This is a genomic window from Sulfuricella sp. (assembly GCA_041651995.1).
Lineage (GTDB): Bacteria > Pseudomonadota > Gammaproteobacteria > Burkholderiales > Sulfuricellaceae > Sulfurimicrobium.
Genome location: JBAZID010000010.1, coordinates 36,383 through 50,039 on the forward strand (window position 1 = coordinate 36,383; position 13,657 = coordinate 50,039).

A 13,657-nucleotide genomic window follows, 5' to 3' on the forward strand; every position below is an offset into this window, starting at 1 on the left:
TTTGCCAGCGTTCTTTGATTTCTCGTCCAGACACGCCATCTGGTCGATGGGTTACTGTATTCAAGCAAACTTGCGTCTGCTGATTGGTAAGTGTGTTGTCCCGCCCCTCTAACGATAACTGCCATTCAGTCGCAGTTTTCTGCCAACGACTGCAGTTCGCGCCACAGCAGTCACTGCACTGAGCAACGACACCGGCAGCTTTGGCCGATCTCCAGCCCTTCAGCGCCTTCTCCCCGGCGAACGGTTCAGTGTCGATAGGCCCCTCGCGTTGCAAACACCTGTTCAGATAGCCACCACGAAATTTCGATTGCAAGGATTCCGCCATGAAACCCGATTCTTCACCCGCTCATTTCACGAGCGCGGCTTGGCCCTCGCGGTCGGTGTGGCGTTCCACGGGTCGTCGGGCCAGGGGTGCTTGGGGTAGCGGCCTTTAAGTTCCTTCTTCACCTCGGGGTAGGTGTGGTCCCAGAAGTTCTTCAGGTCGCGCGTGACCTGGATCGGGCGCTGGGCGGGGGAGAGCAGGTGGAGCATCAGCGCGACCTGGCCGTCGGCGACGGCGGGAGTGCGGGCGAGGCCGAACAGTTCCTGGAGTTTGACCGCCAGCACCGGCGGGGCGCCGTCGGGGAAATATTCGAGGCGCTTGCGCGAGCCGCTCGGCACGGTGATGTGGGTCGGGGCGAGACGTTCGAGTTGCTGCTGCCGGTCCCAGTCGAGGCGGGTCTTGAGGATGGCAGGCAGGTCGAGGCGGGTGAGATGGTCGCGCCGGGTGACGCCATCGAGATAGGGCGCAAGCCAGTCTTCCAGCGTGGCGAGCAGGGCGGTGTCAGTGAGATCGGGCCAGTCGGCGTCGGGCTGCCACTGCCGCAGCGAGGCGATCCGCGCCTGCAACTGGCGCGCTTCCTCGTTCCAGGGCAAGGCTTCGATGCCGAGGTCGCGTACGCCGTCAAGCATCGCCTGCACCGTCGCCTGCCGGGCGGAGCCTGCTGGCAGTGGCCGTTGCGCCAGAACCAGGGCGCCGAGGCGGTGTTCCTCGCGCGCCAGCACGGTCTGGGTCTGGCGTTCCCAGCGCTCCACCGACTGCCACGCCAGTTTCTCGCCAAAATGCCGTGCAAGGTCGTCCGCGTCGAGCGCGGCGGCGAGGAAGATGCGCCCTTCGTCGCCCTTGCCGTCGAGGCTGGCGGCCACCAGCAGCGGCGGGCCACCGGCACAGCCCGGCAGCAGCCGGGCGCCGCGTCCGTTAGCGAGCAGGTAGCGCCCCTCGCCCTCGCTGCGGCGCTGGGCGATGCGGTCCGGGTAAGCCAGGGCGAGGAGCAGGCCGATGGCGGCCTCGTCCATCGCGCTATCGTCCGCCGCTACTCCTAGCAAATGGCGCCACTGGTGCGCGGCGCGTTCGGCGGCGGCGCAGGCGTTGGGATCGGCGCCGAAACGATGCGCCCCGGCGTTGCCCCGGCTACGATGGGCGCGCAGGGCTTCCACCCGCAGGGCGAAGTCGCAGCGGTGCTCGCCATTAAGGGTGCGCAGCGGGTCTCGCCCGGCGGCCACGGCAGCGATGTCGCAGGCAAGGGCGCCGAGCCCCATCTCCCGGCCGCGCAGCAGCATGTGGGCGAGGCGCGGATGGAGCGGCAGTCCGGCCATCTCCCGTCCCAGGGGCGTGATGCGACCGGCGCTGTCCAGGGCTTCGAGCTGTTGCAGCAGTTCGCGCCCCTGGGCCAGGGCAGCGGCGGGGGGCGGGTCGAGCCAGGTCAGCGTGGCGGCATCGTTCACTCCCCACTGCGCCAGTTCGAGCGCGAGGGGGGCGAGGTCGGCTTCGAGGATTTCCGGGACGTTAAATGCGACCAGGCCGCGCTGCATGTCCTCGTTCCACAGCCGCAGGCAGATTCCCGGCCCGAGACGCCCGGCCCGTCCGGCGCGCTGCTCGGCCGAGGCACGCGAGACGCGCACCGTCTCCAGACGGGTCAGCCCGCTCGTCGGATCGAAGCGCGGCACCCGCTGCCAGCCGCTGTCGATCACGGTGGTGATGCCCTCGATGGTGAGCGAGGTCTCGGCGATGGGCGTGGCGAGGATGATCTTGCGCCGTCCCTGCGGATCTGGCGCGATGGCCGCCTGCTGGCGCTCGAAGGGCAGGTCGCCGTAGAGCGGATGGATCAGGGGCGTGCCGGGAAGGGCCGCACGTTCGGCGAGCAGGGCCTCGACGCGGCGGATCTCGCCGGAGCCGGGGAGGAAGGCGAGGATGTCTCCCCCCACTTCGCTGGCGGCATCCGCCACCGCACGTGCCATGGTCTGGGCCATCTCTCCGGGCTGGGGCGCCGCGCTGCTGCCTGCCCGGTAGCGCACCTCGACCGGGTGGCTGCGCCCCTCGCTACGCACCAGCGGGGCGCCGAGCAGGGCGGCGATGCGCTCGCCGTCGAGGGTGGCAGACATCACCAGGATTTTCAGATCCTCGCGCAGGCCGCTCTGGGCATCGCGGCACAGGGCCAGGGCGAGGTCGCTGTGAAGATTGCGCTCGTGGAATTCGTCGAAGATCACCAGCCCCACCCCAGCAAGTTCCGGGTCGTGCTGGAGGCGGCGGGTGAGGATGCCCTCGGTCACGACCTCGACGCGGGTGCGCTTCGATACCCGGTTTTCGAAGCGCACCCGGTAGCCGATCCGTTCGCCCGCTTCCTCGTCCAGTTCGGCGGCCATGAACACGGCGGCCCCGCGCGCGGCAAGGCGGCGCGGTTCGAGCATCACGATGGTCTGTTCACCGAGCCAGGGTTCGTCAAACAGGGCGAGCGGGATGCGGGTGGTCTTGCCAGCGCCCGGCGGTGCCTCGAGCACCACCGCTGGGTGGGCAGCGAGGGCGGCGCGCAGCTCGGGCAGGATCGCGTCGATGGGAAGGGGTTGGGTCATGGGGAGGTGAATTATATCGAACCCGACCATTTTGTAGCGGAAGGATGCATGTCGGCTGCGTCGATCATGCGGCCTGGTTCTGGGGTAAAATTCGCCTTCGCACCCCATGCCGTTTTCAACGATACCCAGGTTAAATCTTGACCAGCATTCCCACTCATTCCCTTGAGCTCCTTGCACCCGCCAGGACCGCAGCGATCGGCCGCGAGGCCATCCTGCACGGTGCGGACGCGGTGTATATCGGCGGGCCCTCGTTTGGCGCGCGCCACAACGCGGTCAATACGGTGAGCGAGATCGCCGCGCTGGTGGAATTCGCGCACCGCTACCATGCGCGCATTTTCGTCACCCTCAACACCATCCTGCATGACGCCGAACTGGAAGCGGCGCGCCGCCTGATCCACGAGTTTTACGATGCTGGCGTCGATGCGCTGATCGTTCAGGACATGGGCCTGCTGGAACTCGATCTGCCGCCCATAGCCCTGCATGCCTCGACCCAGTGCGACATCCGTACCCCGGAAAAGGCGCGTTTCCTGGCCGATGTCGGGTTCTCGCAGATCGTGCTGGCGCGCGAGCTGACGCTGCAACAGATCGCCGCCGTGCACGCTGCCGTGCCGGCCGATACCGTGATCGAACACTTCATCCACGGCGCGCTGTGCGTGGCCTTCTCCGGCCAGTGCTACATCAGCCACGCGCAAACCGGGCGCAGCGCCAACCGCGGCGACTGCTCCCAGGCCTGCCGCCTGCCCTATACCCTGCAGGACGACCAGGGCCGCGTGGTGGCTTTCGACAAGCACCTGCTGTCGGTCAAGGACAACAACCAGAGCGACAATCTACGCGCCCTGGTCGATGCCGGCGTGCAGAGCTTCAAGATCGAGGGGCGCTACAAGGAAGCCGCCTACGTCAAGAACATCACCGGCCACTACCGCCAGCTGCTGGACGGCATCCTGGCCGAACGGCCTGAACTGGCGGCTGCTTCGAGCGGCCGCACGCAATTGCTGTTCACGCCCAACCCGGACAAGACCTTTCACCGCGGCGCGACCGACTACTTTTCCACCGGGCGCAAGGCCGACATCGGCGCCTTCGACACCCCGGCCTTCGTCGGCGTGCCGCTCGGTACGGTGACGCGCGTCGGGCCGGACTGGTTCGAACTGGAAGCGAGCGAGCCGCTCGCCAACGGCGACGGGCTGACCTACCTGTACAAGCGCGAAGTTTTTGGCATCCAGGCCAATCGCGCCGAGCGCGCGGGCAAGTTCTGGCGCGTGTGGCCGAACGAGCCGGTCGGTTCCTTGCCGGGCCTCAAAGCAGGCACGGCGCTCTCCCGCAACCGCGACCATGCCTGGGATCAGGCGCTGACGAAGAAATCCGCCGAGCGCCGCATCGATGTGAGTGCATGCTTTGGTGAAAGCGCCGACGGCTTCACCCTGCGGCTGCAGGACAGCGATGGCATCAGCGTGACCGCCAGCATCGTTTTCGACAGGCAGCCGGCGCAGAACCCGGCAGAAGCCGAAGCCGCCTTGCGCGAGCAGCTGGCCCGCTTCGGCACCACCATTTTTGCGTTGCAGCACCTCGACATCGCCTGGAGCCAGCCCTGGTTCGTGCCGTCATCCGTGGCCAACAAGCTGCGCCGCGATGCGGTCGAGCAGCTGGAAGCCGCGCGCCTCAGAGCCTACGTCCGCCCGGCGCGTAAACCCGCCGTGGAGCCGCCCGTCGCCTACCCGGAAGAAACGCTCTCTTATCTCGCCAATGTCTACAACCAGGCGGCGCGGGCATTCTACGCCCGCCACGGCGTCAAGCTGATCGAGGCGGCCTACGAGGCGCACGAGGAAGCGGGCGAGGTGTCGCTGATGATCACCAAGCACTGCCTGCGCTACTCGTTCAGTCTTTGCCCCAAGCAGGCCAAAGGGGTGACAGGTGTCCAGGGGCAGGTGCGCGCCGAGCCGATGACGCTGATGAACGGGAAAGAGCGGCTGACGTTGAAATTCGACTGCAAGGCGTGCGAAATGCACGTCATGGGCAAGATGAAGAAGCATGTGCTGAATGCGCCGCCGGTCTCGGTCCCCGTGACCTTTCAGCGGCGAAGCCCCGGCACGCTGGCCGGGAAATAGGCTTTACGACTGGCTGCTAGGAAAACCGCTGTTGCAGGTACTGGATGATGTCGCCGGACTCGTACATCCACTGGCTGTTGCCCTGTGGGCCGGTGATTTTCAGGCACGGGGTCTGGATCTTGCCGCCGCCTTGCAGCAGGGCTTCCCTGTGCTCCGGGTCGTGCTGCGCATCGCGCAGTTCGATGTTCAGGGACAGGCGGCTGATTTCCTTCCGAACTTTCATGCAGAAGGGGCAGGTTTTGAACTGGTAAAGCGCCAGCCCCTGGCATTCCTGATCGACTCGCTGTTGCGCTTCAGCCGGGCGTTCGATGCCTTTGGGGGTGCTCAGCTTCTCTCCCAGCAGCATGAAAGGGGTCAGCACCAGGCGCAGGGTTCTGAAAAACGTTCTGATAATAAATTTCATGGTCTCTCTGTTGAAAGTTGATAAATATCAATAATGAGGCAAAGGGGCGTGAATTTTACTGTACTTGCAGTCAGGACCCTAAAGTTTCTTTCCGCCCAGGATCGACCCCAGCACGCCACGGATGATTTGGCGTCCGAGTTGCGATCCGACGGCGCGGGCGGCGCTTTTGATGGCGGCTTCGGCGACGCCCTGGCGGCCGCCGCCACCACCCAGTATGTCGCCGATACTGTCCAGCCAGCCGCCGCTGGCAGGTTTTTCGTCTGAAGCCCTGCTGGAAGAGGTGGCGGGTGAGGGACTCTGTTCCGCCCGTTCCTTCAGTTTTTCATAGGCTGATTCGCGATCCACTTCGGCCTCGTAGTGGCCGAAGAGCACCGATTGCCGGATGATGGCCTGGCGCTGTTCGGGCGTGACCGGGCCAAGCTGGCTGCGCGGCGGGGCAATCAGGGCACGTTCCACCGGATGCGGGCGGCCTTTTTCGTCGAGCAGGGAAACCAGCGCCTCGCCCACGCCCAGCTCGGTGATGGCGGCTTCCACGTCCAGGCCGGGGTTGGCGCGGAAGGTCTCCGCCGCGGCGCGCACGGCCTTCTGGTCGCGCGGCGTGAAGGCGCGCAGGGCATGCTGGACGCGGTTGCCGAGCTGGCCCAGCACCTTGTCCGGGATGTCGAGCGGGTTCTGGCTGACGAAGTAAACGCCCACCCCCTTGGAGCGGATCAGGCGGACGACCTGTTCGATCTTGTCCTGCAGCGCCTGGGGTGCGTCGTTGAAGAGCAAGTGGGCTTCATCGAAAAAAAACACCAGTTTGGGTTTTTCCACGTCGCCCACTTCCGGCAGTGTTTCATACAGTTCCGACAGCATCCACAGCAGGAAGGTGGCGTACAGCTTGGGCGATTGCATCAGCTTGTCAGCGGCGAGGATATTGATCATGCCCAAGCCTTTGGGGTCGCACTGCATCAGGTCGTCCACATTCAGTGCCGGTTCGCCGAACAGTTTTTCGGCCCCTTCGGATTCCAGCGTGATCAGGCCGCGCTGGATCGCGCCGATGCTGGCCGCGGAAATGTTGCCGTATTCGGTGGTGAAGTCCCTGGCATTGTCGCCGACATGCCGCAGCATGGCCTGGATATCCTTGAGGTCGAGCAGCAGCATGCCATTGTCGTCGGCGATCTTGAACACCAGCGTTAGCACACCGGCCTGGGTGTCGTTGAGATTGAGCATGCGGGCCAGCAGTAGCGGGCCCATTTCGGAGATGGTGGCGCGCACCGGGTGGCCCTGTTCGCCAAATACATCCCAGAACGTGACCGGGCAGCCGGAAAAGGTGAAGTCGCCAAGCCCCAGTTTGGCGATGCGCTCGACGATCTTGGGTTTTTCCGTGCCGGGCTGGCTGATGCCGGAAAGATCGCCCTTGACGTCGGCCATGAACACCGGCACGCCCATGCGGCTGAAATTTTCCGCCATCACTTGCAGCGTCACCGTCTTGCCGGTTCCGGTGGCGCCGGCAATGAGGCCGTGGCGGTTGGCCAGTTGCGGCAGCAGAAACAGTTCCTGGGTATCGTTCTTGGCAATCAGGGATGGGGTGATCATGAGCGCGCTCCGGCTTTTTCAATTAATGCCCGAAATGGTACCATTGCACCTTTTGAAACAGAACAACGGAATACCTTATGGCCGGTCACAGCAAATGGGCAAATATCCAGCATCGCAAAGGGCGTCAGGACGAGAAGCGCGGCAAGATTTTTTCGCGCCTCTCCAAGGAGATCACGGTCGCCGCCAAGATGGGCGGCGGCGACGCCAACTTCAACCCGCGCCTGCGCGTGGCCATCGACAAGGCCAAGGAAGTGAACATGCCGGCCGACAACATCGACCGTGCGGTCAAGAAAGGCACGGGCGAGCTGGAAGGTGTGGATTATGTGGAAATCCGTTATGAAGGCTATGGCATCAACGGCGCGTCCATCATTGTCGATTGCCTGACCGACAACCGCACCCGTACCGTGGCCGACGTGCGCCACGCCTTTTCCAAGCATGGCGGCAACCTCGGCACCGACGGTTCGGTGGCCTTCATGTTCAAGCACTGCGGCCAGATCATCTTCGCCCCCGGCACCAGCGAGGATAAAGTCATGGAAGCCGCACTGGAAGCGGGCGCAGAGGACGTGCTCAGCAACGACGACGGCAGCGTGGAAGTCATCACCGCGCCGGGCGATTTTGCCGCAGTGAAGGAAGCGCTGGAGAAAGCGGGCCTCAAGGCCGAAGTGGCCGAAGTGACCATGAAGCCGGACAACGAAACCGTCTTCAGCGGCGATGACGCGGTGAAAATGCAGAAGCTGCTCGACGCGCTCGACGCGCTCGACGACGTGCAGGAAGTCTTCACGTCGGCCGTGATCGAGGATTAGGCAATCCGTATCCTCGGCATTGATCCGGGCCTGCGCGTCACTGGTTTTGGCGTGCTGGAAAAAGATGGCAATCATTTGAACTATATTGCCAGCGGCTGCATCAAAACCGGGGACGGCGAACTGCCGCAGCGCCTCAAGATTATCCTGGATTCCATCGGCGAGGTGATCGCCACCTACCAGCCGGATCAGGCGGCGATCGAAAAAGTTTTCGTCAACGTCAATCCGCAATCCACCCTGCTGCTGGGCCAGGCCCGCGGCGCGGCGATATGCGCCCTGGTGGCGCGCGATCTGCCGGTGGCGGAATACACCGCCCTGCAGGTGAAACAGGCGGTGGTGGGCAACGGCCATGCCGGCAAGGAGCAGGTGCAGGAGATGGTGCGCCGCCTGCTGCATCTCGAAGGCACACCCCAGGCCGATGCCGCCGATGCGCTGGCCTGCGCCATCTGCCATGCCCACGGCGGACAGGGGCTGGGGGGGCTGGCAACAGCGGGTTACCGCGTGAAAAATGGGAGACTGGTGTGATCGGACGACTGAGCGGCAAGCTGCTGGAAAAGCATCCTCCCCAGATCCTGCTGGATGTGCAGGGCGTGGGCTACGAAGTGGATGTGCCGATGAGCACCTTCTACAACCTGCCCGCCCTGGGCGAGAGCGTGACGCTTTTTACCCAGTTGATCGTGCGCGAGGATGCACACCTGTTGTATGGCTTTGCCACCGACCACGAGCGCCAGGCCTTCCGCCAGTTGCTCAAGGTCAACGGCGTGGGCGCCAAGCTGGCGCTGACCATCCTCAGCGGCTTGTCCGTGGACGAACTGTCGCATGCCGTGATGGCGCAGGACGCCGGGCGGCTGATCAAAATTCCCGGCATCGGCAAGAAAACCGCCGAACGCCTGTTGCTGGAGCTGAAAGACAAATTTGCCCCGGGGGAAACGGGTTCGGCCCTGTTGGGCGCGGTGGTCAAGCCGGCTTCCGCCAGCAGCGACATCCTCAATGCCCTGCTGGCGCTGGGGTACAATGACAAGGAAGCCGGCTGGGCGGTGAAACAGCTGGCCGCCGAAACCGGCGTGACCGACGGCATCCGCCAGGCGCTGAAGCTGCTGTCCAAATCATGAAATGAATAATGTTATATTTGTACGCTTGACGTACAGCGTAAAAACCACTACATTTTGCCATGATTAAATCTTTCCGCTGCAAGGATACGGAAGCGCTATATCAGGGCAATCGTGTCAGGAAGTTTGAGGCCTGTGCGGCACAAGCCGAAAGAAGGCTGGAAATTCTCGATAATGCGAAAAGCATCCACGACTTGATGGGTTTGCCCAGCAACCGCTTCGAGGCCTTAAGCGGCGATCGCGCCGGACAATTCAGCATTCGCATCAATCAGCAATGGCGTGTCTGCTTCGAGTGGAAAGAGACGGATGCTTACAACGTGGAGATCGTGGATTACCACTAAGGAGAATGAACATGAACGGCATGCGCGCCATACACCCCGGTGAAATACTCAGGGATGAGCTGGACGAGCTCAAACTATCGGCCAACGCCTTTGCCAAGGCGCTGGACGTGCCTGCCAACCGGATTACTGCGATTCTCAATGAGCAACGTGGCATTACAGCAGACACGGCATTGAGATTTGCCCGTTTCTTTGGAACCACACCTGATTTCTGGATGAGCCTGCAAAGCAGCTACGATGTCAAAAAAACGCGTGAAGCGGTAGGTCAGGAAATCGAAAAAAACGTTAAGCCACGCGAATTGCTTGCTGCCTAGACCCGGATGCGTCTAAAAACTACTACACGACATGATCTACAAGAAATTTACGGCTCATAGCGTATTTAATTTTGGAGGCAAGGTGATGAATATTGTTGTCGAAGTACCGCAAAACCTGCCCGATGCTATTCATTGCACGCCGCAGGAATTCACCCGTGAAGCCAAAATGGCGATGGCGGCCAAGCTATATGAAATGCGGCGGCTGTCTTCAGGCATGGCTGCTGCACTGGCAGGTGTGGGGCGCGTTGAATTTTTGCTTGAACTTCACCATTTTGGCGTAGCAGTGATCGATCTCAATCAGGAAGAGCTTGAACAGGATGTGGCGAATGCCTGAAGGTGGAAGCATCATCGTCACCAACACCACGCCTTTGATTGCCCTTGCGGTAGCGACAGGTAGCCTTGATATTCTGTCGGCGCTTTATGATCGCGTCATTGTTCCGCTTGAGGTTTCGGAAGAAATCCTGGCTGCCGGGCCTCAAGCGCCGGGAGTGGAGACGTTTCGTAAGGCAGCCTGGCTTGAGCATCGAAAGGATGCCATCGAACTGCCGCTCTATCTGCGCAATACGCTTGATCGCGGTGAGGCATCGGTAATCCAGACAGCCGTGGCTGAGGGTATTGAAAAGGTATGTATCGACGAGTCGGCCGGACGCCGCATCGCGCGTCTGAATGGCTTGGTGCTAACGGGTACGGCTGGAATTCTCGTCAAAGCCAGGCAACAGGGCTACCCCGTTAGCCTCTCGTTGGCGCTGGAGCGAATGAAATCGCATGGCATCTGGCTGGGTGAAACGGTGGTTCGCTTTGTTCTGGCGGCGGATGGTAAATAAATCGCATGATCGAAACCGACAACCTCAAAACGGCCAGCCGCCTGATTTCCCCATCCCACGCATCGCCCCAGGAAGAAGCGCTGGAGCGCGCCTTGCGCCCCAAGCTGCTGGACGAGTACGTGGGCCAGGAGAAGGCGCGCGGGCAGCTGGAGATTTTCATCCAGGCGGCGCGGATGCGCGCCGAGGCGCTCGACCATGTGCTGCTGTTCGGCCCGCCAGGCCTGGGCAAGACCACGCTGGCGCACATCATCGCGCGCGAGATGGGGGTGAACCTGCGCTCGACTTCCGGCCCGGTGCTGGAGCGGCCGGGCGATCTGGCGGCGCTGCTGACCAACCTCGAACCTAATGACGTGCTGTTCATCGACGAGATTCACCGCCTCTCGCCGGTGGTGGAGGAGATTCTTTACCCCGCGCTGGAGGACTACCAGCTCGACATCATGATCGGGGAAGGGCCGGCGGCGCGTTCGGTCAAGCTGGAGCTGCCGCCCTTTACCCTGGTGGGCGCGACCACCCGCGCCGGGATGCTGACCAATCCGCTACGCGACCGCTTCGGCATTGTGGCGCGGCTGGAATTTTATACCCACGAGGAATTGCGCCGCATCGTCACCCGTTCGGCGCGATTGGTGAGCGTGGAACTGTCGGACGAGGGTGCGCTGGAAATCGCCCGCCGTTCGCGCGGCACGCCGCGCATCGCTAACCGCCTGCTGCGCCGGGTGCGGGATTTCGCCGAGGTGAAGGCCAGCGGGCATGTTACCCGGGAAGTGGCGGATGCCGCCCTGACCATGCTGGACGTGGATTCCCTGGGCCTGGACATGATGGACCGGGTGTTGCTGCTGGCGGTGCTGGAGAAGTTTGGCGGCGGTCCGGTGGGGGTGGACAATCTCGCGGCGGCGATCGGCGAGGAGCGCGACACCATCGAGGACGTGCTGGAGCCCTACCTGATCCAGCAGGGCTACCTGATGCGCACCCCGCGCGGCCGCGTGGCCACGCCCAGCGCCTATCTGCACTTCGGCCTCAAGCGGCCGGAGGGCGGCCGTAATGGCGAGCTGTGGAATGAGTGAGTTCGCCTGGCCGGTGCGGGTCTATTACGAGGACACCGATTCGGGCGGCGTGGTGTACTACGCCAATTACCTCAAGTTCATGGAACGCGCGCGCTCCGAATTGCTGCGCGCCCATGGCTTCGAGCAGACGGACCTGATAAGCGATCACGGCGTGATTTTTGTGGTGCGCGACGTGCACATCAGCTATCTCCGGCCCGCCGTGTTCAATGATCTGCTGAATGTCACAGTGAGCGTGCATGCTGCCGGACGAAGCTGGATCGAATTTGCCCAGACGGTCGAGCGTGGCGGTGACATTCTGTCGCGCGCGCAGATCAAAATCGTATGTGTGAACCATCTGTCATTCAAACCTGTCGAGATTCCTGAGATCATCAGGAAGAAAATGGAAATATCATCGTGAACGTTAATCAAGACCTGTCTTTCCTGTCCCTGATCACCAATGCCAGCGTGGTGGTGCAACTGGTGATGCTGGGGCTGTTGCTCGCCTCCATGATGTCGTGGTGGTACATCTTTCAGAAGATGTTCGCCATCAACGTGGCGAAACAGACCACCGACAAGTTCGAGCGCGACTTCTGGAGCGGATCGGATTTGCAGAGCCTGTTCCAGAAAGTGGGCAGCCGCGAAGCAGGGGGGATGGAAAGCATATTCGAAGGCGGGTTCCAGGAATTCTCCAAAATGCGCCGCCAGAGCGGCACGGACATTGCGCTGGTGATGGAGAGCACGCGCCGCGCCATGCGTGCGGCCTACCACCGCGAACTCGACCTGCTCGAAGCCCATCTGCCGTTTCTCGCCACGGTGGGCTCGGTCAGCCCTTATGTCGGCCTGTTCGGCACGGTGTGGGGCATCATGAACGCTTTCCGCAGCCTCTCCAGCGTGGGACAGGCGACGCTGGCGCATGTGGCGCCGGGCATCGCGGAAGCCCTGATCGCGACGGCCATGGGCCTGTTCGCGGCGATTCCGGCGGTGATCGCCTACAACCGCTACAGCTCCGAGATCGACCGCCTGGCCACGCGCTTCGACAGCTTCATGGAAGAGTTTTCCAATATATTGCAAAGGCAAGCCAAGTAATGAGCCTGCGTCGCCAGCGCAAGCTGATGAACCAGATCAACGTCGTGCCGTATATCGACGTGATGCTGGTGTTGCTGATCATTTTCATGATCACCGCGCCGCTCATCAACCCCGGTCAGATCGAGCTGCCCCAGGTGGGACAGGCGCTGAAGCCACCGGTCGCGCCGCTGGAGATTTCCATCAAGGAGGACAAGCGCCTGCTGATACTCGACCGTGAAACCGGCAAGCAGCCGAGGGAAGTGTCGCGCGACGATCTGGTCCAGGCGGTCAAGGAGAAGCAGGAAAAGAACCCCGAGCAGTCCGTGGTAATCGCGGCGGACAAGAACGTGCGCTATGAAGAAGTTCTGAATGTGATGGATATCCTGCAGCAGAACCAGGTCAAGAAAATCGGCTTGCTGGCCAAACCAAAGGGTCAGTAGTGGTTTTTGAGCGCAAACAACCGGGCCAGTGGAAAGCGGGCGCATTGGCGCTGCTGGTGCATGTGCTGTTTCTGGGGCTGATGATTTTCAGCGTGAGCTGGCAGAATCAGGAGCAGGCCGGCGTCGAGGTGGAACTGTGGAGCGAAGTTCCTGCACCGGCCAAGGTTGCGCCTCCGCCGCCCAAGCCTGCACCGGCTCCCAAACCAGAACCGAAACCGGAGCCCAAGCCCGAAGTGAAACCTGAACCGAAGCCGGTCAAGGCAGATATCGAGCTCAAGGCGAAGGAAGAAGAGAAAAAAAAGCGCCGTGAAGAGGAACTAAAACAGAAGCAGGAGAAACAGAAGAAGGAAGAAGAAAAGCGCAAGCAGGAACAGGAAAAACAGGAAGCCCTGCGCCAGAAGCAGGCAGAGGCTGAAGCGGCCAATGCGCGCAAGGCCGAGGCGGTGGCGCAGCAGGCTGCGGGGCAGCGGGTGCTGGACGACTACACCGGGCGTATCAAGTCCAAGATCAAGCGCTTCATCATTCTGCCGCCGGATCTGGCGGGCAACCCCCAGGCGGAGTTTGATGTCACCCTGATGCCGACCGGCGAGGTTCTGCATTTGAAGTTAACCAGGAGCAGCGGTTCCAGCGCTTATGACAGCGCGGTGGAACGGGCCATTTACAAGGCGCAGCCATTGCCGCTGCCGCCCGATCCGGGGCTGTTCGGCAAGTTCCGCGAACTGCACCTGAAGTTCAGATTGAATGAGGATTAATGA

At 62.4% G+C, this 13,657-nt stretch carries 16 protein-coding genes; 13 read left to right on the forward strand and 3 right to left on the reverse strand.

Annotated elements, in window-relative coordinates:
* Nucleotides 1-351 precede the first annotated feature (351 nt).
* Nucleotides 352-2,889 (reverse strand): ATP-dependent helicase HrpB, encoded by a 2,538-nt coding sequence (hrpB, locus tag WC392_11960; GenBank protein MFA5243079.1) that lies wholly within the window; start codon nucleotides 2,887-2,889, stop codon nucleotides 352-354.
* Between the two features lie 146 nt (nucleotides 2,890-3,035).
* Here hrpB and WC392_11965 point away from each other — a divergent pair, with 146 nt between their 5' ends.
* Complete coding sequence (locus tag WC392_11965; protein ID MFA5243080.1) at nucleotides 3,036-4,991, forward strand: U32 family peptidase; 1,956 nt, start codon at nucleotides 3,036-3,038, stop codon at nucleotides 4,989-4,991.
* A 16-nt stretch (nucleotides 4,992-5,007) separates the two neighbouring features.
* Here the strand turns inward: WC392_11965 and WC392_11970 are convergent, their stop codons facing one another.
* Nucleotides 5,008-5,394, reverse strand: a complete 387-nt coding sequence (locus WC392_11970; GenBank protein MFA5243081.1) for a glutathione S-transferase N-terminal domain-containing protein — start codon at nucleotides 5,392-5,394, stop codon at nucleotides 5,008-5,010.
* Between the two features lie 78 nt (nucleotides 5,395-5,472).
* On the reverse strand, nucleotides 5,473-6,972 hold the full coding sequence (locus WC392_11975) for a helicase HerA-like C-terminal domain-containing protein (protein MFA5243082.1): 1,500 nt from the start codon (nucleotides 6,970-6,972) through the stop codon (nucleotides 5,473-5,475).
* A gap of 77 nt (nucleotides 6,973-7,049) precedes the next feature.
* Here WC392_11975 and WC392_11980 point away from each other — a divergent pair, with 77 nt between their 5' ends.
* The 12 genes from WC392_11980 to tolA are packed head-to-tail and all read left to right on the forward strand — an operon-like array spanning nucleotide 7,050 to nucleotide 13,654.
* Nucleotides 7,050-7,775 carry a YebC/PmpR family DNA-binding transcriptional regulator gene (locus WC392_11980; protein ID MFA5243083.1) on the forward strand — a complete coding sequence of 242 codons (726 nt, stop codon included), beginning with the start codon at nucleotides 7,050-7,052 and terminating at the stop codon, nucleotides 7,773-7,775.
* A 3-nt stretch (nucleotides 7,776-7,778) separates the two neighbouring features.
* Nucleotides 7,779-8,297 (forward strand): crossover junction endodeoxyribonuclease RuvC, encoded by a 519-nt coding sequence (gene ruvC / locus WC392_11985; protein MFA5243084.1) that lies wholly within the window; start codon nucleotides 7,779-7,781, stop codon nucleotides 8,295-8,297.
* Nucleotides 8,294-8,884, forward strand: a complete 591-nt coding sequence (ruvA, locus tag WC392_11990) for a Holliday junction branch migration protein RuvA (GenBank protein MFA5243085.1) — start codon at nucleotides 8,294-8,296, stop codon at nucleotides 8,882-8,884. The genes ruvC and ruvA overlap by 4 nt, the downstream gene beginning before the upstream one ends.
* Before the next feature lie 59 nt (nucleotides 8,885-8,943).
* Complete coding sequence (locus WC392_11995) at nucleotides 8,944-9,222, forward strand: type II toxin-antitoxin system RelE/ParE family toxin (GenBank protein ID MFA5243086.1); 279 nt, start codon at nucleotides 8,944-8,946, stop codon at nucleotides 9,220-9,222.
* A gap of 11 nt (nucleotides 9,223-9,233) precedes the next feature.
* Entirely contained in the window at nucleotides 9,234-9,533 is a 300-nt protein-coding gene (locus WC392_12000; protein ID MFA5243087.1) for a HigA family addiction module antitoxin, read from the forward strand.
* A 31-nt stretch (nucleotides 9,534-9,564) separates the two neighbouring features.
* A complete protein-coding gene (locus WC392_12005) occupies nucleotides 9,565-9,867 on the forward strand; it encodes a UPF0175 family protein (GenBank protein ID MFA5243088.1) in 303 nt (100 codons plus the stop codon).
* Nucleotides 9,860-10,357, forward strand: a complete 498-nt coding sequence (locus WC392_12010; GenBank protein MFA5243089.1) for a DUF3368 domain-containing protein — start codon at nucleotides 9,860-9,862, stop codon at nucleotides 10,355-10,357. The genes WC392_12005 and WC392_12010 overlap by 8 nt, the downstream gene beginning before the upstream one ends.
* A gap of 5 nt (nucleotides 10,358-10,362) precedes the next feature.
* Entirely contained in the window at nucleotides 10,363-11,418 is a 1,056-nt protein-coding gene (gene ruvB, locus WC392_12015) for a Holliday junction branch migration DNA helicase RuvB (GenBank protein MFA5243090.1), read from the forward strand.
* Nucleotides 11,411-11,815: a tol-pal system-associated acyl-CoA thioesterase gene (gene ybgC / locus WC392_12020; protein MFA5243091.1), complete on the forward strand. Its 405-nt coding sequence runs from the start codon at nucleotides 11,411-11,413 to the stop codon at nucleotides 11,813-11,815. The genes ruvB and ybgC overlap by 8 nt, the downstream gene beginning before the upstream one ends.
* A complete protein-coding gene (gene tolQ / locus WC392_12025) occupies nucleotides 11,806-12,483 on the forward strand; it encodes a protein TolQ (GenBank protein MFA5243092.1) in 678 nt (225 codons plus the stop codon). Before ybgC ends, tolQ begins: the two co-directional genes overlap by 10 nt.
* Complete coding sequence (gene tolR / locus WC392_12030) at nucleotides 12,483-12,902, forward strand: protein TolR (GenBank protein ID MFA5243093.1); 420 nt, start codon at nucleotides 12,483-12,485, stop codon at nucleotides 12,900-12,902. Before tolQ ends, tolR begins: the two co-directional genes overlap by 1 nt.
* On the forward strand, nucleotides 12,902-13,654 hold the full coding sequence (tolA, locus tag WC392_12035; GenBank protein ID MFA5243094.1) for a cell envelope integrity protein TolA: 753 nt from the start codon (nucleotides 12,902-12,904) through the stop codon (nucleotides 13,652-13,654). The genes tolR and tolA overlap by 1 nt, the downstream gene beginning before the upstream one ends.
* The last annotated feature ends 3 nt before the right edge of the window (nucleotides 13,655-13,657 follow it).